21 protein-coding genes are annotated in these 23,131 nt (G+C 70.2%); 10 read left to right on the top strand and 11 right to left on the bottom strand.

The window, feature by feature from the left end; all coding sequences use genetic code 11:
• Nucleotides 1–46: 46 nt before the first annotated feature.
• The 3 genes from AB8P05_RS15280 to AB8P05_RS15270 form a co-directional block, all read right to left on the bottom strand.
• Nucleotides 47–538, bottom strand: coding sequence for a hemerythrin domain-containing protein (locus AB8P05_RS15280; RefSeq protein ID WP_472759939.1), 492 nt, complete (start codon nt 536–538; stop codon nt 47–49).
• A complete protein-coding gene (locus AB8P05_RS15275) occupies nt 538–795 on the bottom strand; it encodes a DUF1858 domain-containing protein (RefSeq protein WP_472759938.1) in 258 nt (85 codons plus the stop codon). The genes AB8P05_RS15280 and AB8P05_RS15275 overlap by 1 nt, the downstream gene beginning before the upstream one ends.
• A 98-nt stretch (nt 796–893) precedes the next feature.
• A complete protein-coding gene (locus AB8P05_RS15270) occupies nt 894–1,610 on the bottom strand; it encodes a Crp/Fnr family transcriptional regulator (protein WP_472759937.1) in 717 nt (238 codons plus the stop codon).
• 149 nt (nt 1,611–1,759) lie between these two features.
• On the opposite strand from AB8P05_RS15270, the gene AB8P05_RS15265 reads away from it, so the two are divergent.
• Nucleotides 1,760–2,860: an NnrS family protein gene (locus AB8P05_RS15265; protein ID WP_472759936.1), complete on the top strand. Its 1,101-nt coding sequence runs from the start codon at nt 1,760–1,762 to the stop codon at nt 2,858–2,860.
• Nucleotides 2,861–2,864: 4 nt separating this feature from the next.
• On the opposite strand, the gene AB8P05_RS15260 is transcribed toward AB8P05_RS15265, so the two are convergent.
• The 3 genes from AB8P05_RS15260 to AB8P05_RS15250 form a co-directional block, all read right to left on the bottom strand.
• Nucleotides 2,865–3,866: a glutathione S-transferase family protein gene (locus AB8P05_RS15260; protein WP_472759935.1), complete on the bottom strand. Its 1,002-nt coding sequence runs from the start codon at nt 3,864–3,866 to the stop codon at nt 2,865–2,867.
• A gap of 101 nt (nt 3,867–3,967) precedes the next feature.
• Nucleotides 3,968–4,564: a YceI family protein gene (locus tag AB8P05_RS15255; protein WP_472759934.1), complete on the bottom strand. Its 597-nt coding sequence runs from the start codon at nt 4,562–4,564 to the stop codon at nt 3,968–3,970.
• Nucleotides 4,565–4,608: 44 nt separating this feature from the next.
• Nucleotides 4,609–5,463 (bottom strand): hypothetical protein, encoded by an 855-nt coding sequence (locus AB8P05_RS15250; RefSeq protein WP_472759933.1) that lies wholly within the window; start codon nt 5,461–5,463, stop codon nt 4,609–4,611.
• A gap of 123 nt (nt 5,464–5,586) precedes the next feature.
• On the opposite strand from AB8P05_RS15250, the gene AB8P05_RS15245 reads away from it, so the two are divergent.
• Nucleotides 5,587–6,495: a LysR family transcriptional regulator gene (locus AB8P05_RS15245; RefSeq protein WP_472759932.1), complete on the top strand. Its 909-nt coding sequence runs from the start codon at nt 5,587–5,589 to the stop codon at nt 6,493–6,495.
• Nucleotides 6,496–6,607: 112 nt separating this feature from the next.
• Here AB8P05_RS15245 and AB8P05_RS15240 read toward each other — a convergent pair whose 3' ends face one another.
• A complete protein-coding gene (locus AB8P05_RS15240; protein ID WP_472759931.1) occupies nt 6,608–8,455 on the bottom strand; it encodes a DEAD/DEAH box helicase in 1,848 nt (615 codons plus the stop codon).
• 304 nt (nt 8,456–8,759) lie between these two features.
• On the opposite strand from AB8P05_RS15240, the gene AB8P05_RS15235 reads away from it, so the two are divergent.
• From AB8P05_RS15235 to AB8P05_RS15210, 6 genes are all read left to right on the top strand, one after another.
• Nucleotides 8,760–9,818 (top strand): LacI family DNA-binding transcriptional regulator, encoded by a 1,059-nt coding sequence (locus AB8P05_RS15235; protein WP_472759930.1) that lies wholly within the window; start codon nt 8,760–8,762, stop codon nt 9,816–9,818.
• Between the two features lie 25 nt (nt 9,819–9,843).
• On the top strand, nt 9,844–11,295 hold the full coding sequence (gene xylB, locus AB8P05_RS15230; protein ID WP_472759929.1) for a xylulokinase: 1,452 nt from the start codon (nt 9,844–9,846) through the stop codon (nt 11,293–11,295).
• Nucleotides 11,292–12,614, top strand: coding sequence for a xylose isomerase (gene xylA / locus AB8P05_RS15225; RefSeq protein ID WP_472759928.1), 1,323 nt, complete (start codon nt 11,292–11,294; stop codon nt 12,612–12,614). Before xylB ends, xylA begins: the two co-directional genes overlap by 4 nt.
• Nucleotides 12,615–12,923: 309 nt before the next feature.
• Nucleotides 12,924–13,919 carry a D-xylose ABC transporter substrate-binding protein gene (xylF, locus tag AB8P05_RS15220; RefSeq protein WP_472760142.1) on the top strand — a complete coding sequence of 332 codons (996 nt, stop codon included), beginning with the start codon at nt 12,924–12,926 and terminating at the stop codon, nt 13,917–13,919.
• Nucleotides 13,919–15,241, top strand: coding sequence for a sugar ABC transporter permease (locus tag AB8P05_RS15215; protein WP_472759927.1), 1,323 nt, complete (start codon nt 13,919–13,921; stop codon nt 15,239–15,241). Before xylF ends, AB8P05_RS15215 begins: the two co-directional genes overlap by 1 nt.
• Entirely contained in the window at nt 15,238–16,041 is an 804-nt protein-coding gene (locus AB8P05_RS15210) for an ATP-binding cassette domain-containing protein (protein WP_472759926.1), read from the top strand. The genes AB8P05_RS15215 and AB8P05_RS15210 overlap by 4 nt, the downstream gene beginning before the upstream one ends.
• Before the next feature lie 19 nt (nt 16,042–16,060).
• Here AB8P05_RS15210 and AB8P05_RS15205 read toward each other — a convergent pair whose 3' ends face one another.
• From AB8P05_RS15205 to AB8P05_RS15190, 4 genes are all read right to left on the bottom strand, one after another.
• Nucleotides 16,061–17,098, bottom strand: a complete 1,038-nt coding sequence (locus AB8P05_RS15205) for a TAXI family TRAP transporter solute-binding subunit (RefSeq protein ID WP_472759925.1) — start codon at nt 17,096–17,098, stop codon at nt 16,061–16,063.
• A gap of 31 nt (nt 17,099–17,129) precedes the next feature.
• Nucleotides 17,130–18,422 carry a hypothetical protein gene (locus AB8P05_RS15200; protein ID WP_472759924.1) on the bottom strand — a complete coding sequence of 431 codons (1,293 nt, stop codon included), beginning with the start codon at nt 18,420–18,422 and terminating at the stop codon, nt 17,130–17,132.
• Nucleotides 18,423–18,920: 498 nt separating this feature from the next.
• A complete protein-coding gene (locus AB8P05_RS15195; protein ID WP_472759923.1) occupies nt 18,921–19,481 on the bottom strand; it encodes a sugar O-acetyltransferase in 561 nt (186 codons plus the stop codon).
• Nucleotides 19,482–19,562: 81 nt separating this feature from the next.
• Nucleotides 19,563–20,753, bottom strand: a complete 1,191-nt coding sequence (locus tag AB8P05_RS15190; protein ID WP_472759922.1) for a plasmid replication protein — start codon at nt 20,751–20,753, stop codon at nt 19,563–19,565.
• Nucleotides 20,754–21,532: 779 nt separating this feature from the next.
• Here AB8P05_RS15190 and AB8P05_RS15185 point away from each other — a divergent pair.
• Nucleotides 21,533–22,381 carry a helix-turn-helix domain-containing protein gene (locus AB8P05_RS15185; protein WP_472759921.1) on the top strand — a complete coding sequence of 283 codons (849 nt, stop codon included), beginning with the start codon at nt 21,533–21,535 and terminating at the stop codon, nt 22,379–22,381.
• Nucleotides 22,382–22,395: 14 nt separating this feature from the next.
• Nucleotides 22,396–23,079: a hypothetical protein gene (locus AB8P05_RS15180; protein ID WP_472759920.1), complete on the top strand. Its 684-nt coding sequence runs from the start codon at nt 22,396–22,398 to the stop codon at nt 23,077–23,079.
• Nucleotides 23,080–23,131 lie beyond the last annotated feature (52 nt).

Genomic DNA, 23,131 nt, shown 5'->3' with positions numbered 1-23,131 from the left:
TGATGCCTTCTTTGCTCCAGCACAAACGCGGGAAAGGGTAGTGGCGTCAGCCCGCCATCGCCTTGGCGAAGGCGCGGTCGTCGTCGGCCGACAGCAGGGCGTCGGTGGCGGGCACCAGCGTCGTCTCCTCTTTCTGGATGTGCAGGACCAGCGCGCGGACCAGCTCCTCGCCGAAGCTGCGGAAGACCGGCCAGCTTTCCCGGTCGAACCCTTCGCGCAAGGCCAACGCGCAGAAGCGGCCCAGCCGGCGGGCGACCGGCCGGATATGCTCGTGGTCGTCCAGCAGGTCGGCCGTCCATTCATGCCCGCCCGCCGCGGCCAGCGCCGGGAACAGCGCCTCCTCCGCGGCGAAATGGCGCTCCAGCGGGCCGTCCAGCTCACCGGCCAGCACCGAGATCGTCTCGCGGTCCTCCGCCGTCAGGACGGGCAGGGTATCCTCGCCATGGCGGGCGAAGAGGACGTCGAGCCGGTCCAGCAGGTCGAGCACGCGGTGGTGGTCGTCATGCAGGATCCGGCCGGTCAGGCTGTCGGTGTGCATCACCGGGTCTCCGGGGAAAGGGAAGGCCGGCCGTCCGCGGCGGCGAGATCGTCCAGCAGGGCGTCAAGCTCCAGCCCATAGGCCTCGGCCGCCTCCCGCAAGATCATGAAAGGCGCCATGGCGCAGCCGGGACAGGCAAGCCCGCGGCGAAGCAGGACCGGCACCACGGCGGGGCGGTCGCGCATCAGGTCGGCCATGGTCATGTCGGCGACCGCCGTCCCGGCGGTGGTCCGGGCCATGGAGGAAAGGGCGGCCATGGCGGCATGCTCCTGCGCTGGGGACAGGCCGCCAGCTTAGTCGCCCGGCGACATGCGGTCTTTGCGCCACAGCAAGCGCCCGGCATTCAGCCCCGCACTCAGGTCCGCGGCGGGATCGGCGGCAGATCCTCGGCGATGGCGACCAGCGCGTGGGGCTTGCGGATCACCACCTGCTGGCGGCCGCTCTCCACGATCCCCTGGCTTTCCCAGGCCGACAGGGTCCGGCTGACGGTGTGCAGCGTGGTGCCGGTCATCTCCGCCACATCCTGGCGCGACAGGGGGAAGTCGATCTCCACCCCCGCCTCCACCCGCCGGCCGGCCTGACGCACCAGCCGCAGCAAGGCGTGCGCGATGCGGCGCTCCACCCGTTCGGTCGCCACCTCGCGCAGGCGGTTCTGCACCTCGCGCAGCCGCCCGCCGACGATGGACAGCGCGTTGCGGGCGATGGCGGGATGGCGGTCCATCAGCTCCGTCATCGCGGCGGCGGGCCAGGACAGCTCGACGCAATCGGCAACCGCCACGGCATCGGCCGGATAGAGGCCGTCGGTGAAGATCGCCAGCGTCCCGAACATCTCGCCGGGGCCGATGAAGCGCATCACCACCTGCTGGCCGTCTGGGCCGGTCTGCACGATCTTCACCCGCCCGTCGATCAGCGCATGGCCGGCCGCCGCCGGCTCCCCTTGCGTGAACAGCGCGGCGCCGCGGGAATGCCGGCGGGGACGGGCCAGCGCCACCGCCTCCGCCAGCGCGCCGGCGTCCAGCCCGGCGAACAGCGGCATGCCGCGCAGAACGGCGGGATCGGGGGGCGGGGGCATGGCGGTCGTCCTGGCTCGGTCCGGGTCTGGCCCGACACTGTAGCGGCCAATCCATACCCATTCGTAAGCGAATTTGTTGCCGGTCAAAGCGCGCCCGCAAGCCCGCCGTCAGAATGGCCGTCCCGGATTAGCGAAGAGCCCGCCCGCCCATGCACGCCCCCACCCCGATCACCGGCGCCCACCGCCTGATGTATCCGGTCGCCGCCATCCATGCCGCGCTGGCCGTGCCGCTGTGGCTGGCGGCGGTCGGCGGCCTGCTGCCGGTGGGCTGGTCGCCGGCCCTGCACGCCCACGAGATGACGCTGGGCTATGCGCTGGCCGTGGTCGGCGGCTTCCTGATGACGCGGCTGTCGCCGCGGATGCTGGCCGTTGCCTTCCTGTGCTGGCTGGCCGGGCGGCTGGCGCTGCTGGGCGGCTTGCCCGCGGCGGCGGCCATCCCGGTCGGCCTCGCCTATCCGCTGCTGCTGTTCGTGGTCGCCGGCCTGCCGTTCCTGCGGACCGGCCGCAGCGGGCACAATGCGGTGTTCGGCCCGCTGATCGGCGCCTTCCTGCTGGCGGAGGCGCTGTTCTGGGCTGCGGAACTCGGCTTCGTCCCGGCCGGAGGGATGCCTGTCGGGCTGCTGCTGATCGCGACCTTGCTGCTGACGATGGGCGGGCGGGTCATTCCCGCGGCGACGGCCGGCGCGCTGCGCCGCCGCGGCATCACCCTGGCGCAGCGGGTGCAGCCGCGGCTGGAGGCGATGGGGGTGGCCGGGGCCGTGCTCTGCCTGCTGTCGGCGGCGACCGGTCTGCTGCCGGCCTTGGGCGCCGCGGGCGCGGCGATGGCGGGGACGAGCGCGCTGCTGCGGCTCGCCCGCTGGAAGCCGCTTCTCCTGCTGCGCCAGCCGGAGATCGCCAGCCTCCATCTGGGCTATCTCTGCCTCGGCATCGGCTGGCTGCTGACCGCCTTCGCGGTGCTTTCGGACCTGCCGCCGGCCGCCGGCTGGCACATGCTGGGGGTGGGCGCGCTCGGCATCCTCGCCAGCGCCATGATGATCCGCACCACCCTGCAGCGGGAGGCGGAGCCCGAACGCTTCCCGGCCGCCGCGACCATCGCCGTGGCGCTGATGGCCGCCGCCGCGGTCCTGCGGCTGGCGGCGGTGTGGTGGCCGTCGATGGCGCTGCTGGCGGCGGCGGGCGTCTTCTGGACGCTCTCCCAACTGATGACTGCCGTCGTCCTGCTCACCCGGCCGAAGCGCAGAAAGCGATAATCCCTCACCCCCGCTGCCAGATCCCCTTGCCCGGCAGCCGGTCGCGGTCATGAGGGCGGTCGAAGTCCAGCGCCGGCCCCTTCGGCACGATCAGGAGCGGGTTGATGGCGGGATTGGTGTAATAGCCCGCCTTGATGTGGTCGAGCTTCACCGTGTCGCGGATGCCCGGCCACTGGTACAGCTCGCGCAGGTAAGCGGACAGGTTCGGGTAATCCTCGATCCGGCGCAGGTTGCACTTGAAGGCGCCGTGATAGGCGGCGTCGAACCGCACCAGCGTGACGAACAGGCGCCAGTCGGCTTCGGTCAGATACTCCCCCGCCAGATAGCGGCTTGCCGACAGATGGTCCTCCAGCCGGTCGAGCGTGGCGAACAGCCCGTCGAACGCCTCGTCGTAGCTGGCCTGCGACTTGGCGAAGCCGCAGCGGTACACGCCATTGTTGACGCTGGCATAGACCAGTTCGTTCCAGTGGTCGGTTTCCGACCGCAGCGGCTCGGGATAGAGATCCAGCCGGTTGCCGGTCAGGCCGTCGAAGGCGGTGTTCAGGATGCGGATGATGTCGGCCGACTCGTTGTTGACGATGCGGCGCTCCTGCCGGTCCCACAGCACCGGCACCGACACCTTGCCGGTGTAGGTCGGATCGCTTGCGGTATAGAGCCGGTAATGGTGGCGGAAGGGGCCGACGCCCTCGCCGGCCTCCTGGTCCTCGGCATAGACCCAGCCGTCCTCGCCCAGCACCGGTTCGGCGGCGGACAGGCCGATCACCCCCTCCAACCCTTTCAGCGCGCGGAAGATCAGCGTGCGCGAGGCCCAGGGGCAGAGGTAGGAGACATAGAGGTGATAGCGTCCGGCCACCGCCGGCAGGGTGGGGCGCCCCTCCGCATCGGGGCCGCCGTCCGGCGTGATCCAGTCGCGGAAGCGGGTCGGCTCGCGGTGGAAGGCGCCGTTCCTGATCTCGCTGGCCGCGATGTCGCCCTTCACCCAGACACCATTCACAAGCTGCGGCATCGCGGCCTCCAATCAAAAGGGGTGGAAACAGGGGGTGGAAACGGAAAGGGACCGGCGAACCGGTCCCCTCCACATTGCAACAGACGGAAGCGGCGCTTCGGTCAGGACTTGACCGCCTCGATCTCGATCAGCAGCTGGATATCGTCGCCGACGGCCGGGGCGCCGTACTTCATGCCGAAATCGGTGCGCTTCACCGTGCCGCGGGCGGAGAAGCCGGCGGTCTCCAGCTTGCTGGCCGGGCTGACGCCGTCCTTGTTGAAGGTGACGTCCAGCACCACCGGCTTGGTCACGCCCAGCATGGTCAGGTCGCCGTGCAGCTTGCCGGTCTTGTCGCCGGTCTTCTCGATCTTGGTGCTCTTGAAGGTCAGCTTCGGGAACTCCTTCGCATTGAAGAAGTCGGGGGAGCGCAGATGCTCGTCGCGCTTGGCGTGGTTGGTGTCGATGCTGGCCGCGTCGATGGTGACGTTGACCGTGCTCTTCTCCACCGCGTCCTTGTCGAAGCTGATGTCGCCGCCGACCGTGTTGAAGCTGCCGATCACGTTGGAGAAGCCGATGTGATTGACGATGAAGGCGACGGCCGTGTGCGCCGGATCGATCTTGTAGCTGACCGGGGCGGCGAAGGCGGGGGCCGACATGGGAATGAGGCTGCCGGCGGCGGTCGCGACGAACAGGGCGGCGGCGAACAGGGTCTTCTTCATGAACGGAGCTCCGGGGATTGGGTTCGGATGATGGGGATGGAGGATCAGTAGGGCGACGCTTCGCCGCCGGTCAGCGCATAGGCCGCACCGATGGCGGCCAGCGCCGGAAGGACCGCGACCACGGTGACGGCGGCCGACGAGGCGGCCCGGCCGACCGGGCCATGGCCCTGGGGAAGGACGCGGCTGACATGGCCGGCCAGCAGCGCCGGCAGCGCCAGCAGCAGCACGGCGGTCTGCGCCTGGGTGAAGAGGGTCAGCACGGCGGCCAGCAGCACCGCGATGCCGGTGGCGACCCGGCCCGACAGGCCCCAGCCATGGCGCTCGACCGGCCAGTTCCACAGCAGGAAGCCGCCGGCCGACGCCGCCAGAGCCAAAGCCATCTGGGCAATGGAGGCAGAGGAGCCGATCAGCGCCGTGCCGCCGACGGCCAGCGCCAGCGCCAGCAGCGAGGCGGCCGGCGCTGTCGGGCTCTCGGCCGAATCCGACGCCTGCGTCTGCGAACCGCGGGCAAAGGCGACCCAGGCGCCCGCAGCCAGCAGGATCACGAAGCTGACGACCGCCGCCGCGGAATCCAGGGCGGGCAGGGCGATCCACAGCAGCGAGCCGGCCAGCCACAGCGCCAGTGCCGCCGAGGCGGCGCGGCCGCGCACACCGGCCGCGTCGGCGGCGACGGCCAGCAGCAGCCCGGCGGCGGACGACCAGAACAGCTTGCCCATGCTCGACGGCGGGGGCAGGGCCGGCAGGCCGACCACCATGGCGAAGACCACCAGGAATCCGGCCGCGATCCCGGCCGCCGCCAGCGGGCGGCGCAACAGGTGCAGGGCACCGACCAGGATCAGGCTGACTGCCAAGGGCAAGGCGCTGGACTGGACGAAGGGGTCTTGAAGCAGCTCGGACATGCGGACAGCCGGATTGGGACGACGTGGCGCAGGATGCGCTTGGTGCAGACCCTAACCTGTGCTCTGGTGAGCGCAAATTCGCGAGTTTTGCAAAAAGCATCTGCAGGAATGAGCGGGAATAAAATGGGAAACGGTAACAATTGGGACGACCTGCGTTACCTGCTGGCCGTTGCGCGGCACGGCTCCCTGTCGGCCGCCGCCCGCGTCCTGGGGGTGAACCACAGCACGGTGCTGCGCCGGGTGACGGCGCTGGAACTGGCGATGGGTGCCCAGCTGTTCGACAAGCTGCCCGGCGGCTATGTGCTGACCGCGGCGGGCGACGAGATGCACCGGGTGGCACAGAAGATGGAAGAGGATCTGGCCGCCGCCAACCGCCTGCTGTCCGGCCGCGACACCCGGATCGGCGGCAGCCTGCGCGTGACCACCGTCGACATCCTGACGCTCTACATCCTGCCGCGCCACATCGCCGCCTTCCGCCGTCTCCACCCCGAATTGCGCGTCGATCTGGTGGCGGCGGAGGCGTCGCTCAGCCTGACCCGGCGCGAGGCCGACGTGGCGATCCGCGCCACCAGCCGCCCGCCGGAGAACCTCGTCGGGCGTGCGGTGTCGGGGCTGGCCTTCGCCGTCTACGGCGCATCCTCCTATCTGGAGCGGGCGGGGGATGCCGGCGACCTGGACCGCCATCCCTGGGTGGGGTTGGACGAGTCCTTCGAGCACACCTCCCTCGCCCATTGGATGAAGCGGACGGTGCCGGCGGCGTCCATCGGCTACCGGGTCAATTCGGTCGCCGGGGCGGTGGAGGCGGTGCGGGCCGGGATCGGCCTCGGCCTGCTGCCCTGCGGGGTGGTGGACCGCGACCCCGGCTTCCGCCGCATCGGCGATCCGGTGCCGGAGGCCGACGCCAAGCTCTGGCTGCTGACGCACGAGGATTTGCGCCACATGGGCCGCGTCCGCGCCTTCCTGGACTTCATGGCCGACGCGCTGACCCGCGACCGCGACCTGCTGGAGGGGCGGTGTCCGCGGTCGAAGTGACCGAAAACGCCCTCTCCCGCCCCGGGAGAGGGAGGGGACCCACGCCTATAGGCGTGGGGAGGGTGAGGGGTAAAGCAAGGATCCCGAACCGCACGGCTTCGTGCTCAACCCCTCACCCTTCCCACCGCTTCGCGGCGGGCCCCTTCCCTCTCCCGGGGCGGGAGAGGGAGCCATATGCGATGGTATGCCCCCGCCGCCGGGTGGACCACTGGAATTGCGGGTCGTCGGCGATCAGGTGGCGGTGGTCGGACAGCCGGTTGCGCTCCAGCCAGCCGACGGTCGCCTCCAGTTCCGACAGGGTCATTTCGGAACGCGCCTTCTTCATCAGCCGCTTCAGCACCGCGTTGTAGATGTGGTAGCCGGTCGGCCCCTCGGCGACGAGGTTGTTGTCCTCGTCCTCGATCACCTGTGCCGCCACCAACTGGCCGATGCGCTGGCGCAGATGATGCTCCGCCGCACTCGGCGTCAGCGGCAGCTCCCCCGGATCGCGGGACTGGCTCCCGAAATCCGGCCCCGGCGCCACCACGGCGAAGCGCAGCGCCGTGGCGTTGGACTCCAGCGGGATGATCTCCGGCTCGCGGTCCGTGCTGCGCTCGAAGGGAAGCTCCTGCTGGGGACGGCGGGTCTTCACCATGGCGCGGGTGCCCTGCTGGGTCTCCACCATGGTGCGGAACTGCTCGAACAGCGCGTCGGAGGGGTGGTAGATCAGCGCGCGCTGCTGGTCGTAGGGGCCGGCATGTGGGTCCACCCGCGTCGCCCGCGCAATCGCCTGCTCAAGCCAGGGGCGGGAGCGGATGTGGGTCAGGCAGGCGACATGGGTGATGGACGGCGCGTCCAGCCCCTCATAGGCCATGGCGACGGAGACCAGCACCGCCGGCTCGGGCCGCAGGCGGAAGGCGGCCACCACCTCCTGCGCGTCGCGACGGTCGGAGATGGCGAGCCGCGCCATGCGCCCGGCCTGCTCCTTCGGCATCCAGCCCTGCAGGGTCTCCAGATAGAAGCGCGCCGTCTCCTGGTCCGGCGCGATCACCAGCAGCTTACCCAACCCCGGCCCCTCGCGCCCCGCCGGCTGCTTCAGCTCCGCCCGCCGTTTCGCCCGGTGCTCCCGGCAGGAGCGGTAGGCCTCGCGCAGCATCGCCTGGGCAAAGCCGGTGCGCAGCGCGGTGAAAAGGGCGTCGCGCGTGTTCTCCCCCGCCTTGGACAGGGCATCGACCCAACGGTTGGTGCGCTCCGCATCCAGCCAGGAGGCCGACCCGTCCATCGCGCCGAAGGTGACGGGCAGGATCGCCTTCTCGGCCAGCGCCTGCCGGCGGGAATAGCCGACCACCGCCCAGCCCGGCGCCTTGAAGTCGATCTCCCGCACCTTGCGGGTTCCCTGCGGCGCGCGGTAGGGCAGCCACAGGATCGGCCGGCCGTCGGCGCGCTCCAGCGTCCCGCTCATCAGCAGCCGGGCCGAAGCATTCTCCAGCAGCGGCAGGATCGACCGGCTCCAGGCGGTTTCCTCCTCCACCGCAGCCATCCGGTCGGTGTCGAACACCGCCGGCAGATGGTGCAGCTCGTCCACCGCCAGAAGGTAGCGGTGACGGCGGAACTCCTGCAGGTGCAGGTCCGGCGCCGCCGCCACCGCCTGATATGTGGTGATGTAGCCCTGCAGGCCGCGGCAGAGGTCCCGCCCATTCTCCGCCGCGCGCAGGGCGAGGGTGTGTCCCAACACCTCGCGCCAGCGCGGATCGACGAAGGCCTCCTCCGCCTGCTGGCGCAGGCTGTCGCGCGGCACGATCCAGCACACCCGGTCGATCCGCCCCGCCTTGTGCAGCGCCGCCGCCATGATGACCGGCAGCAGCGACTTCCCCCCGCCGGGCGTAACCGCCGCCAGAACGTCGCGAACCTCCGTCTGCTGCTGGCCGATGGCGTTGGCGATGGCGCTGACCAGTTGCTGATGGGTTCTCAGCTGCGGCATTCCACCCTGCTCTCGTTGTGGCGCGAGGGAGGAGCAAGCCTAAATTCCCGCGAGTCCCCCGGTCATGGGTGCAATCGGAGGTGAGGGACCCCATCGGGAGTAGCGCCGCCTCCGGTCGGGGGCAGCGATTCGCGCCGCCTAAGCCCTATGATGGCGACGGGCCGCCGCATACTGACGTACGCACCTGAAAGCTGCCACCGGATGGTCTGCCCAGCATCGGCGCGGATAACCCGAAAGGCAGAGGGCGGCGCGTACCTCAAGAATTGAGTTGCGCACCTCAAATCGCCGGAATATGGTTCGCTTCATGAACAATCAAATCAACGATGCACCTTTGACGTTGCGCGACGTGGCGGCGGCGGCCGGGGTCAGCCTTGCGACGGCCGACCGTGTCGTCAACGGCCGGCCCGGCGTCAGCGCCAAGACCGCGCGCAAGGTGCACGAGGCGGTGCAGCGGCTGGGCTTCCGCCCGCTGGCGGCGGCGGCGGAGCTGGCGCGGTCGCGCTCCTGGCGCTTCGCCGTGGTCCTGCCCGGCGGCGGCAACCGCTTCATGATGGACATCGCCGACAACATCCGCGCCCAGGCCGACTGGTTCCGCGCCCGGCGCATCGGGGTGGAGATCGTCGAGACCGACGTGTTCGACGCCGACACCCTGGCGGCGGAGCTGGCCGGGCTGCCCGGCCGCTTCGACGCGGTGGCACTGGTGGCGCTCGACCATCCCCGCATCCGCGCGGCCATCGACGATCTGGTCGAAGGCGGCATGGCGGTGGTGACGCTGGTATCGGACGCGCCGTCGTCGCGGCGCCAGCATTATGTCGGGATCGACAACATCGCCGCCGGCCGCACCGCCGGGTCGCTGGTCGGCCGCTTCCTCGGCCCGCCGCGCGAAGGTGAGCCGGGCGGCGCGGTCGGCATCGTCACCGGATCGGGCAGCCTGCGCGACCATGCCGAACGCCGCTTCGGCTTCGGGCAGGTGCTGGCGGAGGAATATCCCCACCTGACCCGCCTGATCCCGGTGGAGGGCCGCGATGACCCCGACCGCAACCGCGATCTGGTCCGCCGCATGCTGGCCGACACCCCCGATCTGGTGGCGATCTACAACACCGGCGAAGGCTCCGTCGGCATCGGCGAGGCGCTGGCCGAGGCCGGTCTGGCCCGCAAGATCCTCTGCGTCGGGCACGAGCTGACGCCCGCCACCCGCCGCATGCTGCTGGACGGCACCTTCGCCGCCCTGGTCGCCCAGGATCCGGGGCACGAGGCGCGCTCGATGGCGCGGGTGCTCCATGCCCTGGTCACAGGACAAGAGATCGTCGCGGCGCAGGAGCATATCCGGGTCCAGGTCATCCTGCGCGACAACCTGCCCTGACGGGCGACAAATAGGGTCGAAAGACATGTTTCTCGGGATCGACATCGGCACATCCAGCGTCAAGGCGGTGCTGACCGACGCCGACGGGGCCGTCGCCGGCAGCGCGTCGCGCCCCTGCACCGTCTCCCGCCCCCATCCCCTGTGGTCGGAGCAGGAGCCGGAAGACTGGGTTTCCGCCGCCGTCGCCGCGGTGGACGAGCTGGCCGAACGGCAGCCGGCAGCCCTCGCCGCCGTGCTCGGCATCGGCTTCTCCGGCCAGATGCACGGCGCGGTTCTGCTGGGCGCCGACAACCGGGTGCTGCGCCCGGCCATCCTGTGGAACGACGGCCGCTCCCACCGCCAATGCGCGACGCTGGAGGAAACGCTCCCGACGCTGCGGGCGATCAGCGGCAACATCGCCATGCCCGGCTTCACCGCGCCCAAGCTGCTGTGGGTGGCGGAGGAGGAGCCGGAGGTCTTCGCCGCCCTCGCCAAGGTGCTGCTGCCCAAGGCTTACGTCCGCTGGCGCTTCACCGGCGCGATGGTGGAGGAGATGTCGGACGCCTCCGGCACGCTGTGGCTGGACGTCGGCCGGCGCGACTGGTCGGACGATCTGCTGGCCGCCACCCGCATGACCCGCGCCCACATGCCGGACCTCGCCGAAGGCTCCGACGCCGTCGCCCGGCTGTCGCCCGAGCTCGCCCGCCGCTGGGGCATGCGGGAGCCGCCGGTGGTGGCGGGCGGGGCAGGCGATTGCGCCGCCAGCGCCGTCGGCCTCGGCGCCATCACGCCCGGCGACGGCTTTCTCAGCCTCGGCACCTCCGGCGTGCTGTGGCGGACCACCGACCGTTTCCTGCCCAACCCGGCGATGGCGGTCCATGCCTTCTGCCACGCGCTGCCCGGCGTCTGGCACCAGATGGGCGTCATGCTGTCGTCCGCCGCCTCGCTGGCCTGGGCGGCCTCCACCCTCGGCGCGCCGGAGGCGGAGCTGCTGGCCCCGCTCGGCGACGCGGTGGACAGTCCCTCGCCGGTCGCCTTCCTGCCCTACCTGTCGGGCGAGCGCACCCCCCACAACGACGCCACCGTCCGCGGCCTGTTCGCCGGCCTCTCGGCCGAGACCGACCGTAACGCCATGGTCCAGGCGGTGCTGGAAGGCGTCGCCTTCGCCGCCCGCGACAATCTGGTGGCACTGGGGGCGGGCGCCCCTGCGGCATTCGACCTTGCCGGCGGCGGTTCCCGCTCGCGGCTGTGGGCGCGGATCTGCGCCGACGCGCTGGGCGTCACCATCCACCGCATCGAGGATGGCGAGGTCGGTGCCGCGCTCGGCGCCGCCCATCTCGGCCGCATGGCGGCGACCGGGGAGCCCCCCGCCACCGTCTGCCGCAAGCCCCGCCGTCTTGAGACCTTCACCCCCGATCCGGCCCGCGCCGAGGCGTACAGCCAGTCCTGGCTGCGCTGGCGCCGGCTCTACCCCCTTGCCAAGGAGTTCGCGTCTTGAGCACCGCTTCTTTCTTCGGCGACCTGTCCCCGGTGGCCTACCGCGGTCCGGACAGCCGCGACCCGCTGTCCTACCGCTGGTACGACAAGGACCGTGTCGTGCTGGGCAAGCGGATGGAGGACCATCTGCGGCTGGCCGCCTGCTACTGGCACAGCTTCTGCTGGCCGGGAGGCGACCCCTTCGGCGGCGAGACCTTCCAGCGCCCCTGGATGCGCCCCGGCCAGGACCCGATGGCGGCGGCCCGCGCCAAGGCGGACGTCGCCTTCGAGATGTTCCGCCTGCTCGACATCCCCTTCTTCTGCTTCCACGACCTCGACGCCGCCCCGGAAGGCGACACGCTGGCCGAGAGCGTCGACAACCTGAAGGCCATCACCGAGCTGTTCGCGGCCAAGATGGAGACCGCCAAGGTCCGGCTGCTGTGGGGGACCGCCAACCTGTTCTCCCACCGCCGCTACATGGCCGGTGCGGCGACCAACCCCGACCCGGACGTCTTCCTCTACGCCTGCGGGCAGGTGCGCGCGGCGCTGGAGGCCACCCACGCGCTGGGCGGCGCCAACTACGTCATGTGGGGCGGCCGCGAGGGCTATGAGACGCTGCTGAACACCGACTTGAAGCGCGAGCTGGACCAGATGGGCCGCTTCCTGGCGATGGTGGTGGAGCACAAGCACAAGATCGGCTTCGACGGCCCGATCCTGATCGAACCGAAGCCGCGCGAGCCGACCAAGCACCAGTATGATTTCGACGTCGCCACCGTCTACGGCTTCCTGGAACGCTACGACCTGCTGGCCGACGTGCGGGTGAACATCGAGCAGAACCACGCCATCCTCGCCGGCCACAGCTTCCAGCACGAGGTGGCGCTGGCGCTGGCCTTGGGCATCTTCGGCTCGCTCGACATGAACCGCGGCGACCCGCTGCTGGGCTGGGACACCGACCAGTTCGCCAACGACATCGGCGAGCTGACGGTGGTCATGCACGACATCCTGAAGGGCGGCGGCTTCACCACCGGCGGCCTGAACTTCGACGCCAAGATCCGCCGCCAGTCGCTCGACCCGGCGGATCTGCTGCACGGCCACATCGGCGGCGTCGACAGTTGCGCCCGCGCCCTGCTGCAAGCGGCGCAGATGCTGGAGGACGGCGCCCTGACCAAGCCGCTGGCCGACCGCTACGCCGGCTGGGACGGCGCGGAGGGGCAGGCGATCCTGTCCGGCAAGCGCGACCTCGCCACGCTGGCCGACCGCGCGCTGACCGGCAACGTCAACCCCCAGCCGAGCTCCGGCCGGCAGGAATATCTGGAGAACATCGTCAACCGGTACGTCTGAAGGGCGCGCTTTGTATGCCCTCTCCCGCCCCGGGAGAGGGAGGGGACCCGCCGAAGGCGGGGAGGGTGAGGGGGAATCCAAGACTCCAGAACCGCATGGTTCCTTGCACCACCCCTCACCCTTCCCACCGCTTCGCGGCGGGCCCCTTCCCTCTCCCGGGACGGGAGAGGGGGCGATGCCCACTCCACTGCTTTCGTCGATCAACAAATCCGCCGCCCAGATGCGGCCACACAGGGAGGAAACACGATGAAGCACCGCCTCGCCGCAACCGCCGCCGGCCTGTTCCTGACGCTGGCCGCCGTGACCACCATGACCTCCACCACCGCACTCGCCGCCGGCACCACCGTCGGCGTCTCCTGGTCCAACTTCCAGGAAGAGCGCTGGAAGACCGACGAGGCGGCGATCAAGGCGGTGATCGAGAAGGCCGGCGGCAAATACCTGTCGGCCGACGCCCAATCCTCGCCGGCCAAGCAGCTGTCGGACATCGAATCGCTGATCTCCCGCGGCGCCCAGGCCCTCATCATCCTGGCGCAGGACGGCGACGCCATCCGCCCGGCGGTGGAGAAGGCGGCGGCGGAGGGCATCCCGGTCGTCGGCTATGACCGGCTGATCGAAATCCCGTCGGCCTTCTACATCACCTTCGACAACAAGGAGGTCGGCCGGCTGCAGGCGCGCAGCGTCTTCGCGATGAAGCCCAAGGGCAACTACGCCTTCATCAAGGGCAGCTCCACCGATCCCAACGCCGACTTCCTGTTCGCCGGCCAGATGGAGGTGCTGAAGGCCGCCATCGACCGCGGCGACGTGAAGAATGTCGGCGAGGCCTACACCGACAAATGGCTGCCGGCCATCGCCCAGCAGAACATGGAGCAGATCCTGACCAAGACCGGCAACAAGGTCGATGCCGTGGTCGCCTCCAACGACGGCACGGCGGGCGGCGCGGTCGCTGCGCTGGCGGCGCAGGGCTTGGCGGGAACCGTGCCGGTGTCGGGCCAGGACGGCGACAAGGCGGCGCTGAACCGCATCGCGCTCGGCACCCAGACGGTGTCGGTGTGGAAGGACGCCCGCGAACTGGGCCGCCGCGCCGCCGAGATCGCCATGGAGCTTGCCGGCGGCAAGAAGATGACCGAGATCGCCGGCGCCACGACCTTCGACGGCGGTCCGAAGAAGCAGAAGATGACCTCCCTGTTCCTGACCCCGGTCGCCATCACCAAGGACAACCTCGACCTCGTGGTCGATGCCGGCTGGGTGACCAAGGACGTGGTCTGCCAAGGCGTCAAGCCCGGCAGCGTCAAGGTCTGCAACTGATGGCCGAGCCGTCCACCACCCTGTCCCCGGCCGCCTCCACGGAGGCGCCGGCCGGACGGCGGGCCGGCATCGGCGACGCCCTGCGCGCGCTGGAGCTGGACACCCGCATGGTCGGGATGATCGGGGCGCTGGCCGTCGTCTGGATCGGCTTCGACATCCTGACCGGCGGCGCCTTCCTGACCCCGCGCAACCTGTGGAACCTGTCGGTGCAGACCGCCTCCATCGCGGTGATGGCGACGGGCATGGTGCTGGTCATCGTCACCCGCAACATCGACCTGTCGGTGGGCTCCATCCTGGGCTTCACCGGCATGGTGGTGGGCGTGCTCCAGGCCCGCATCCTGCCGGAGATCTGGGGCTTCGACCATCCGCTGACCTGGGTGGTGGCGGTGATGGCGGCCGTCGCCGTCGGCGGGGCGGTGGGGGCGCTGCAGGGTGCCGTCATCGCCTATCTCGGCGTGTCGTCCTTCATCGTCACGCTGGGCGGGCTGCTGGTCTGGCGCGGCGCCGCCTGGTGGGTGACGACCGGCCAGACGGTGGCGCCGATGGACGGGCTGTTCAAGCGGCTGGGCGGTGGGTTCGAGGGCGCCATCGGCGCCGGCCCCAGCTGGGCGGTCGGCATCGCCGCCATCCTGCTGTCGGTCGCCGCCATCCTGGTGACGCGCCGCCGGCGGGCCGGCTTCGGCTTCCCCGTGCGGCCCTTGTGGGCGGAAGGGGTGGTGATCCTGCTGGTCGCCGCCGCCATCGTCGGCGCGGTGATGGTGGTCAATTCCTATCCCCTGCCGGTCCCGGTGGTGCGCCGGATGATGGAGGCGCAAGGATTGGCCACAGACGGCGGGCTTCCCTTCGTGGCGCACGGCTTCGCCATCCCGGTGCTGATCGCGCTGGCGGTGGGGGTGGGCGTGACCTTCCTGTCGCGGCGCACGCGCTTCGGCCGCTACGTCTTCGCCATCGGCGGCAATCCGGAGGCTGCGGAGCTGTCGGGCATCAACACCCGGCGGGTGATGGTGATGGTGTTCGGGCTGATGGGGGCGCTGTGCGGCCTGTCCGCCTGCATCGCCACCGCCCGGCTGAACGCCGCCACCAACGCCAACGGCACGCTGGACGAGCTGTACGTCATCGCCGCGGCGATCATCGGCGGCACCTCCATGGCCGGCGGCGTCGGCACCATCCTGGGCGCCATGCTGGGGGCACTGGTGATGCAGTCGCTGCAGTCCGGCATGGTCCTGTTGGGGGTGGACGCGCCGATGCAGAACATCGTCGTCGGCATCGTCCTTGTCGCCGCGGTCTACATCGACACGCTCTACCGCAGGGGGATCAAATGACCGCTCTGGCAACGGCAGTCCCGGCGGCCGTGACCGCCCCGCTGGTGGAGATGCGCGACGTCTCCATCGCCTTCGGCGGCATCAAGGCGGTGGACGGCGTCAGCATCGACCTCTATCCCGGCGAGGTGGTCGGGCTGCTCGGCCACAACGGCGCCGGCAAATCGACGCTCATCAAGATCCTGTCCGGCGCCTATGCCGCCGACCATGGCGAGATCCGGGTGAACGGCGAGCCGGTCCACATCACCAGCCCGCGCGACGCCAAGCGCTGCGGCATCGAGACGATCTACCAGACGCTGGCGCTGGCCGACAATGTGGACGCCGCCGCCAACATCTTCCTGGGCCGCGAGAAGCTGACCCCCTGGGGCACGCTGGACGACCACGCGATGGAGGCGGAGGCGCGCAAGGTGATGGGCCGCCTGAACCCGCATTTCCGCCGCTTCAAGGAGCCGGTGAAGGCGCTGTCCGGCGGCCAGCGCCAGTCGGTCGCCATCGCCCGCGCCATCCATTTCGACGCCCGCGTCCTCATCATGGACGAACCGACCGCGGCGCTGGGCCCTGCCGAGACCCAGCAGGTGGGAGAGCTGGTGAAGCAGCTGAAGCAGGAAGGCATCGGCATCTTCCTGATCTCCCACGACATCCACGACGTGTTCGACCTTGCCGATCGCATCCATGTGATGAAGAACGGCAAGCTGGTCGGCACCGCCCGCGTCGCCGACGTGACGAAGGACGAGGTGCTGGGGATGATCATCCTCGGCAAATGCCCGCCGGGTGCGGTTCCCGGACCGGGGGCGGCCGGCTGACGGGTCGGCGCGGGCCGGATCAACGGGAGACGGGCGACGACACCAGCGTGGCGGGCTGGAGTTCCTTCACGGCCGTCTTTCCGTCGGCCGTCCTGTCGCCTCCTTCCTGGCGCAGCCACCGCTCGGCCGGCTCGAAGCGGGTCCAGCCGGGCACGTCGGCGGCCAGATTGACCTCCTTCCATTTCGGATGGCGCGGCGGCTTCAGGAACTCGTCGAACTTGCCGAAGAAGGCGTCGACGAAGCGGGCGACCTTGCGGTGCCGCTCCAGGTCGCGTTCCCAGCCATAGACGGCCATGACGGCGCCGACGGCGACGGTGTCGACCTGCTCGCCGGGCTTGATCAGCCCCTCGTAATCCGCGCTGGTCAGGCGCGACGGCAGATAAGTGTCGAGCAGGGCGGCGCTCATGGGAATGGACAGGAAATGCAGGCCCTCGCCGGCCTTCAGGTCGCGGAACAGGCGGGTCGGCTTGCCGGCGACATAGGCCATGGCCGCGATCTCGCCCCGACGCAGCTTCTCCAGGGCCAGGGACTGGTCGTTGCCCTGCGGCTCAACCTTGATGCCCAGCATGTCGAAGACCAGCGACGCCGTCATGTGCGTGCCGCTGCCCTGCACGTCGAAGTTCACCTTGCGCCCGGCGAGATCCTCGATGCGGGTCACGTCGGGAGCGGCCAGGATGTGCATTTCCTCGTTGTAGAGCTTGGCGATGTACTTGACGCGCCGGTCAAGGTTGGGCAGAAGCCGCTCCCGCTTGGCATAGGCCAGCACGTCGGACTGTACGATGCCGACGTCGATCCCCTTCAGCAGCACGATGTCCTTCAGGTTCTGGACCGACCCCTTGCCCAGCATCGGCAGGACGCGCAGGGCGTCGCCGTCGTCGAGCACCGCGGCCAGATCGGCGGCGATGCGCACATAGGTCCCCTCGACCCCGCCCGACACGATGCCGACGGTCCCGCTGTTGGCGCTGACACCGCGCGGGTCGGCGGCAGATGCCGGAGAAACGGCGCCCGCGAACAGGCACGCCCCCACAAGAAGAGCGCGGACGATCGATGGCTTCATGATGGCTCCCTCCCCGATTTCCGTCATCTTGCTACCTGGATTTGGCGGCGAGCCAGACCGTCAGCTTCTGAAGTTGCTGTTCGGCGTCACCGCTGCCGGCGGCGATTGCTCGCCGGTACCAGACCGCCGCCTGTTCCGGATCGGGCGGAAGCCCGCGGACGCGCAGCCGCTCATGCACCAGCGGATCGTGGGTCCGGCCGAGCGCCAGGGCCGCCGCCGCGTTGCCGGTCTCGGCGACCATCTCGTAATAGAGCCGCGCGCCCGCCAGATCGCCCTGACCGAACAGGTCGTCGCCCCGCTTCATCAGCGTCGTCTCGGGAATGGCCGATGGCAGCCGCGCCGGGCGCTGCACTGCCGCCTCCCGCGGCGGCACCCGCTCCGGGGCCGGCGGCGGGGCGGCGACCGCCGGGAGGGCAGCCACGGCGACCGTGGTGACCGGCGCAGGGGCCGGCGGTTCCGGGGCGATTTCCGGTGCTGCCGCCGGGGCAGGAGCCGACACCGGCACGACTGCCGCCTCAACCGGCTGTTCCGGCGCCCGTGCCGGCGCAGGTTCGGGTGCCGCCTCCGCAATGGGGGCTGGCGCGGGTGCGCTTGCCTCACCTTCGGCGGGCTCCTGCGCCGCCTGCGGAGCCGACTGCCCGGATGCTGCCGGGTCCGGTTCGGTCCTGTCGCCAAGCGCTGCGGTTTCGATGCTCTGCGACGAGCCGCCCTGGGCGGGCGGCGGGGTGCCGCCCGGTTCCGGCGTGGCGGCGCTGTCGACCGCGGCGGTCTCGGTTGCCGCCGACAGAATCGGGATCGTCAGATCCCGGGCCTGCTTGGCGATCACGCCGCCGCCGTGATCGGTCACCGCGGTGAGGTGCAGCGTCACGCTGTCCGCCGTCTCCGGCGGCAGGGTCATGGTGAGTCCGGGCAATTCCTCCAGCCGCACACGCCATGTGTCGTCCGCGATCCTGTCGCCGCCCGACAGGGTGGTTCCGGGCGGCAGGTTGTCGATCAGCACATAGGTGATCGCCTCATGCTGCGGGTTCGGCTGCCCGTAGGGCGAGGTGACGGCGATGGACAGCAGGGTCGGCTGTCCCGGAATGCCGCTGGATGCCTGCGCCGCGATGAAGGGGATCAGCCGCCAATCCGTCTCCGCCTCGCCCTCCTTCCGGATCACCGTCGTCCGGGTGGGTGCCGCGTCGGTCTGCGGCGCGGGAGCCGGCTCCTTCTCCCGCGTGCCGAGCCAGGATTCCAGCGTGCTGTCCGCCGGTCCCTCCGCCGCCCCGGTCCGCAGCAGGCAGCAGCCCGCGCCGAAGGCATCGGGACCGAGCCGGGCGGACACATCGGCCGGTTGAAGGGGAAGGGCCAGGACACCCAGTACGGCAAAACAGGGCCGGACACCGCCGGAGACGGGAAGTAAATGGAGCGCGCCTTCCCATCCGCTTCCGGGTCGGAGACCATAGGCACGATGCAGAAAACCGCGCAATGAACCGGACTGCGCTTCTCGCATGGCGGCATCCTCCCTGACGAAATCCCCGGCAAAATGCCTCCGTATCCACCTTACGGACAGGTCATAGCCCGGGACTTCTGAAAGACATGCGGCGGTGATTCACGCCGCAAGTTGTTTCGAATTATTTATTATCCGAACGGCCGGCCAGGATCGTTTTATTCTATGATGTGACAGAAGAAAAACAACCATCCCGTAGAGGGCATTTCCCGCTTTACGGCAGAGGGAGGATTACTTCGTAATATTTGGACGCGGTGCGGATGGAGAATCATCCGCACCGCCCGCCGGATCCGCCGCCGGAACGGGGTGCCGCCACCGGTCCGGCGGAAGCGATCAGCGAACCCGCGCCGGGTTTCCCATCACGGTGGCCCCGGCCGGCACGTCGCGCGTTACCACGCTGCCGGCGCCGACGATGGCATCGTCGCCGATGGTAACACCGGGCAGGATCAGCGCGCCGCCGCCGATCCACACGTTGCGGCCGATATGGATGGGCCGCCCGAACTCCAGCCCGGCCTCCCTGGCGGCGAAATCGCGCGGATGGTCGGCGGTCAGGATCTGGACGCCCGGCCCGATCTGCGTCCTGTCGCCGATGGTCACCGCCACGACGTCCAGGATGATGCAGTTGAAGTTGAGGAAGACGCCCGCGCCGAGGCTGATGTTAAAGCCGTAGTCGCAGTGGAAGGGCGGGCGGATCACGGCCCCGTCGCCCACCGCGGCGAAACGTTCCAGCAGTAGTTTGCGCCGTTCGCCGGGCGGCAGCGCGAGGGCCGCGTTGTAGCGGACCATCCACTCCTTGGCGGCGGCCTGATCCGCCTGGATCTCCGGGGCCGAGGCGTCATAAAGATCGCCGGCCAGCATCTTTTCCTTTTCGCTGCGTCCATCGGATGTCTGCATCGCTCATCTCCCGCATCGTTCGCCAAGGGCGCCCGATTAGAGCAGATGCCGGACGGCGATGCGCCGACGCTTGAGGATGGGTCAGCCTTCGCCCTGGCCGGAGCGGGCGCCCAGCAGGGTGCCGCGGCGGCGGCGGACCTCGACGCTCTGGCCGGGGGTGATGGGCAGGAACTCCTTCGGGCGCTCGTCGCTGCCGGCGATGGCGCGATAGGTGGCGGCGTTGGCCTCCTGCACGTCGTTGCCGCGGCGGACCTGATCCAGGAACTTCCGGCTCGGCATCATGATGTATTCGATGTCGTTGATCCGCCGGCCGTCCTTCGACACCGTCTTCTCCACCCGGTCGAGGATTCCTTCCTCCACCAGGGAATCGACTGCGGAGGTCACGGTGCGCAGCGTGTCGCGCCGGCGGCTCCATTCGTTCATGCCGCTGTTGTTGATGATGTCGTCGGCCGACAGGATCATCGGCGGCACGTTGTGCCCCCCGTCGGGCAGGCGGGCGAGATCGAGGTCACCATACTCGATGGACAGCCGGTTGTAGAGCCAGCGCGCCACCGGGCTCTTCAGCCGCATGATCCACTGGTAGGAGATCGGCTTGAATTCCAGGTTGCGGATGGCCGAGGCGACCAGCGCGTTGAACTCCAGATAGGTGTCGTTCTCGTCATCCTCGCCGCCTTCGCCGGTGCGCGGCCGGATGTAGAGGGTGGGGAAGACCGAGGATTCCAGCACCGGCCGCGCCGATTTGCGGCCGTTCTCCGGCACCTTGCTGATGATCATGCGGGTACGGGCCAGGATCTCCAGCGCCTCGCGGATCTCCGCCGTGTCCATGGTGCGGTTGACCGCGCGCAGCTCCCGCCGGATTTCATAGAGCGAGAAATGGACACGCACCCGGTCCTGCTTGTCCCCCATCAGCGACAGGCGCGAGCGGTCCATGGCGAGGCGGCGGACCACCTGCTCGACGATCTGTTCGCGCTCCGACGGGAACACCTCATACTCGACCATGCGCTTGTCGGCCGGATCCTCGCCGGGGCCGGGCTTGGCCGGGCGATAGATGCGGGCGGGCTGCAGGGTCAGCGTGAACAGGGCGTCCTTGAAGGGAAACTCCTTGTGCACCGACTGGACGAACGCGTTGGCGGCCGGCAGCTCCGGCTCGGTCCCCCGGCCTTTCGACACGAAGACGAAGCGCGGCGCCGTGTCGTAAAGCGCGATCATATGGGACTGACTGCGGTCCTCCATCTCGAACAGAGTCAGCTGGACCGCGTTCGCCTTGCTCATGGCTCATCCCTCCTCGCCAAAGGCCACGATAGGGGGTGCCGTCGGACGGTGGCAACCGGCAGGGCGGAGTCCGTCCGCAGCCCTGTGTCCCGTTTGCCCGCGCTTGTGTAGGAAATGCCCGCAGCTGTGTCCCGTTTGCCCGCACTTCGCTCCCGGCCCGCCGGATGGCGCCGCCCGGCGGGCGTCGGAGCGGGCGGTCCGCTGCGAATCGCGGGGTCGTTGGGCGAAACGCGGGCAAATGGGACAGAGACTCGGGACCGCCGCGTCCCGCCACAAGACGACGAAGCGCGAGCAAACGGGACAGTCCCGGCGACGGAAGGCTCCCAACCGCGAGCATTGGGGACACATGAAACCCCCTGCGAACCTCGCGGGCCCCCCTGCCGGACGGCGAAACGCGGGCAAATGGGACAGATCCGGCCGGCGGGGCTGGCCGGCAGCCTTCTTCCGCGGCAACAGTCCGCGGTCCGGACCGCAGGCCAAGGCCCCAACCGCGGGCAAGCGGGACAGCCCGTCCCGCCGCGGCTGCCGCCGGCCTCCGGCAAAGCGCGGGCAAACGGGATCGAATCCGATTCGCAGAGCAAACGCGACCAAAGGGGACATATCCGCGACCGGCGGCGACACAGTCGCGGGCCGATGGGACACAACCGCGGGCCATTGGGACACAACCGACTCGGTCCCTTTTGCCCGCGATTCGACGGCTGCGCCGAGCGGCGGAATCCTTCGCGCAAGTTCGCCGGCTCCATCCATGCCGGCCCCAAAGCTACGCGGAGTTCTTCCCCATGCCCATATCAACGACCGCCACACCGGCGACCAATCCCCTCGACGCCAGACGGTGGGGGCGGATTCCCGCCTGGTGGCTGGACCATCCCGGGCTGGACGCCGACGGATTCGCCGTTCTGGCGGCGCTCGCCACCTTCGCCGACGAGGATGGCCTGTGCTGGCCCTCGCAATCCACGCTGGCCGCCAAGCTGAAGCGGTCGCGCCCCACCATCAACCGCATCATCCAGGGCCTCAGCGACATCGGGCTGGTCGGGGTGGAGCACCGCCGCGGCCGCGACGGCGCCCGCCTGTCCTGCCTCTACCGCCTGCGCTTCACCCCGGCCGATGCCGTGGCCGATGCCACCGAAGCCTCCGACCGGGAGTCCGTCTCGGCACGCCCTGTCCGGCCCGCCGACAGGGATGACTCGGACATGCACATCCCCTGTCCGCCAGCGAGTCAGGAACAGGTCCATTCCAAACAGATTCCGGACTCGCACGCTTCGGGCGGACGCGACCCGGCGCAGGCGGTTCCGGAGGACTGGATGCCGACCGCCGACGACCTCGCCTGGGCCAAGGCCCGCCATGCCGAGATCGACCTCGGCCGCCATGTCGAAGGGTTCATCCTGCGCTGCCGTGCCCATGGCTACCGCTACCGCGACGTTTCCTCGGCATGGCGGGCTTGGCTGGCCCAGGATGCCGCGGCCGGCAAGGCTCCAGTCGTCCGCAACGGCGCCTCATCCCCGCTGGCCGCTCCGCCCGCCCGCCCATCCGCCGCCGCTGCCGCCGAACAGCGGCTGGGCGCCTGGGCCGCCGCCGCCGCGGATCTGCGCCGCCGCGCCGCCCCCTCCCCCGTCCCCTCCTGGTCCTGAGAAAGGGGAGACCGATGACCGTCCAAACCGGAAGCCGCCCCAAGCGAAGCGCCACCGTCACCGCCCTGCGGCACTCCCCCGTCCCGACCCCGCCGGTCCCACCCTCGCTGACGGCCAGCTTCGAACCGGGATTGCCGGCGCCGCTTCGACAGGCCCGCCTGACCGCCGCGCTGCCGCCCGCGCTCCAGCGGCGTCTGGCCCAGGGCCGGACCGACCGCCGCCCGCGCTTCGGCGACGACGGCTTCGACGGCATGATCGAGCTGTGGTCGCCGCCCGACGGCGTCACCGCCGCCGAGGCCGCCCTCGCCCGCCAGAGCCTTGAGGAGCTGTACGCCACCGTGCTGGCCCCGGCCGACAGCGACCATCTGCTCGGCCGCGTGCTGACCCTGCTCAGCCATTTCCCGGCCAAGGGGCTGTCGCCGGAGGTGGAGCGGATGATGGCGCTCGACTGGGCCGAGGATCTGGGCGAATACCCGGCCTGGGTGATCGACGCCGCCGCCCGCAGCTGGCGCCGCAGTCGCAAATGGCGTCCCTCCATCGCCGAGATGCGCGCCCTGTGCGAGGATCTGTGCGCCCCCGAACGCGCGCTGGCCGACCGGCTGGGCACGCTCGCCGCGGCTGGCCCGCGCGATGCCCGCGGCACGGATCTGCCGGCGGTCGCGGCCGGGGCGCTGCGTCGGATGGGCGGGATGGGATGAGACCGCTCGGCCCATGCGGTGGACGGCGTCTGCCGGCGGTCCATATCAAATG

The organism is Azospirillum sp. VT-I1, assembly GCF_055698305.1.
The sequence above is the reverse complement of the archived record's forward strand: the minus strand, read 5'-3'. Positions and strand labels throughout refer to the sequence as shown.